3 protein-coding genes are annotated in these 3,001 nt (G+C 38.3%); 1 reads left to right on the forward strand and 2 read right to left on the reverse strand.

Annotated features, from left to right (window positions below; all coding sequences use genetic code 11):
* Positions 1-290, forward strand: a 290-nt coding sequence (locus tag BZK14_RS09310) for a DUF411 domain-containing protein (protein WP_077926232.1), incomplete at its 5' end; no start/stop codon positions are given.
* 94 nt (positions 291-384) lie between these two features.
* On the opposite strand, the gene gltS is transcribed toward BZK14_RS09310, so the two are convergent.
* Positions 385-1,644, reverse strand: coding sequence for a sodium/glutamate symporter (gene gltS, locus BZK14_RS09315; protein ID WP_077926233.1), 1,260 nt, complete (start codon positions 1,642-1,644; stop codon positions 385-387).
* A gap of 89 nt (positions 1,645-1,733) precedes the next feature.
* Positions 1,734-3,001: NADP-dependent isocitrate dehydrogenase (locus tag BZK14_RS09320; RefSeq protein ID WP_143691425.1), on the reverse strand; the 1,268-nt coding region annotated here is incomplete at its 5' end.

A 3,001-nucleotide genomic window follows, 5' to 3' on the forward strand; every position in this document is an offset into this window, starting at 1 on the left:
GTAAAGTTACGATGATTGATCACCCAAACATCGTAGAAATTAAACAGCAATATGGCACATTACGTGGTGCTAGTTGTCATACAATTGTGATGGATGGATATGTGATTGAAGGACATGTTCCCGTAGCATCAATTAAAAAACTTTGGGCAGAACAGCCTGATATTAAAGGCATTGCATTACCAGGCATGCCATATAACTCACCGGGCATGGGACCTGAAAAGAAAGGATCATTAAAGATCATGCAAATCAATAATGATACAAGTATCACTCAAGTCTTTAATATTGAGTAGCCATATAAAAACACCCCAAAGTTGTGTCCAACTTTTGGGGTGTAGTTCAAACTAAGTAGCTTTTCATGCATCAATTGTTAATACAATAAATAATTTATGGTGTCGGTACTGCTGTTAACATAGATGTAAACATTGGTAATTTCAAGAAACCTTGAATCACGATTACGTTCACTAAGTCAATAAAGAATGCACCAACCATTGGTACAACAATAAATGCAACAGGCGCAGGACCATATTTCTCAGTCACAACTTGCATATTTGCAACTGCTGTTGGTGTTGCACCTAAACCAAATCCACAGTGCCCCGCTGCCAATACTGCTGCGGTGTAATCTTTGCCCATCAAACGATAAGTTACAAAAATTGCATACAATCCCATAATAATAGCTTGAATCGTTAAGATAACTAACATTGGAATAGCCAATGTTGCTAAATCCCACAATTTTAAGCTCATTAATGCCATTGCTAAGAACAGTGATAAACAAACGTTACCTGCGATAGATACCGCACGTTCGAAAATTTCATAGTTAGGGATAAAATGTACTAAGTTGTTAAGAATAACACCTACGAACAATACGCAAACAAACGTTGGTAATTCAACTGCTGAACCTTTTAACATACCAGCAATCATAGTACCCACGCTCAAACAGATTGCTAACATCGCAATTGTTTCTAACATTGAAGATGCCGTAATCGCACGACGAACAGTTGGACGATCAAATGCACTTAAGCTCTCTGCGCTTTGTGTAGGATCTGTTTCAACTTTATTAGGTTCACGATTAATTAAGAATTTAGCAATAGGTCCACCAATTAAACCGCCTAAAACTAAACCAAATGTCGCACATGCCATTGCAATTTCAGTAGCAGTTGTGAAACCGTATTTTTCAGAAAAAACAGCACCCCAAGCTGCGCCCGTACCATGGCCACCAGACAAAGTGATAGAGCCTGCTAATAAGCCCAATAATGGATTTTCACCTAACGCGGTTGCTAAACCTACACCAACGCCATTTTGAATGATCAACAAACCAACAACCCCAATCAAGAAGATTGCGATCATTTTACCGCCTTGCATTAATTGCTTAATATTAGCGTTCAAACCAATACTTGCAAAGAACATCAACATTAATGGCGTTGTTAAGCTACCATCAAAGTTAATTTGTACATTACCGTAACTTCTTACACCTAATAGTACAATCGCGGCTAATAAGCCCCCTACAACAGGCGGTGGTAAGGTTAAACGATTAAAAATAGCGATTTTTTTCGTTAAAAAGCTTCCCAACATCAACACTAAGCTCGCTACTAGCAATGTGTTATAGATATCTACTGGGATTTCTGTAATAGTTTTCACAGCTTCCAAAATGTGACCTCCAATATCATAAAAAGCCACTACACCATGTTTACACAGTATAGTGGCGGCGGCAACATTCTACAGGAAATTAGACCAAATTATAAGATCGTAACATATTGATTTAAAGTAACACTTGGTCTCATTAGTGAATTTAATGCTGATTCTGTTGGCAAGTAGTAACCTTGTAAGTCTTGATTTGGCTGTTGTGCATCAATCAATTCTTGTGCAATTTTCGCTTCATTCTCTGATAAGTTCTGATAAAAATCAGTAAATAATGCTTTTAATTCAGCATCATCATTTTGCTCTGCTAATGCTTTTGCCCAATACAAAGTTAAATAGAAGTGAGAACCGCGAGTATCTAACTGACCACGTTTTGATTGTGGTGATTTGTTTTCCACTAAGTAATCTGCATTTGCTTTTTCTAATGCTCTAGCAATTACTGCTGCACGCTCATTATCATTTGTACGTGCTAAATGGTGCAATGATTCAGCCAATGCCATGAATTCACCCAATGAATCCCAACGCAAGTGACCATTAGCAATGTAATCTTCCACCAACTTAGGTGCCGAACCACCTGCGCCCGTTTCAAATAAACCACCACCTTGCATCAAGGGAACGATGGATAACATTTTTGCAGAAGTACCTAATTCTAAGATTGGGAATAAGTCTGTTAAGTAGTCACGTAAAACGTTACCTGTGACAGAGATCACATCTTTACCTGCACGAATAATGTCTAAAGTTTTCGCTGTTGCTTTTTCAGGTGACAAAATTGTAATGTCTAAACCGTTTGTATCGTGATCTTTCAAGTATTTTTCTACTTTTTTGATCAGTTCACGGTCATGTGCACGGTCAATATCCAACCAGAAGATTGCTGGCATGCCAGATAAACGAGCACGCGTTACAGCTAGTTTAACCCAATCTTGGATCGGAGCATCTTTTACTTGACACATACGGAAGATATCACCTGCTTCAACAGATTGTGCCATCAAAACATCACCTGCTTTATTGATCACTTTTACAGTACCATTGTCAGCAATTTCAAATGTTTTATCATGAGAGCCATATTCTTGCGCTTTTTGAGCCATTAAGCCAACGTTTGGTACTGTTCCCATTGTCTTAGGATCTAATGCGCCATTTGCTTTACAATCATCTACCGTTACTTTATAGATCGATGCATAGCAACGATCAGGAATCATTGCGATTGTATCTGCTGTTTGGCCATTCTTATCCCACATTTTACCGCCTGCGCGAATCATTGCTGGCATAGAAGCATCAACAATTACATCAGAAGGAACATGGAAGTTAGTGATACCTAAATCAGAGTTAACCATTGCTAACAATGCTGATTCATCAATAATTTTTTGGA

Source organism: Wohlfahrtiimonas larvae (genome assembly GCF_002006755.1).
GTDB lineage: Bacteria > Pseudomonadota > Gammaproteobacteria > Cardiobacteriales > Wohlfahrtiimonadaceae > Wohlfahrtiimonas > Wohlfahrtiimonas larvae.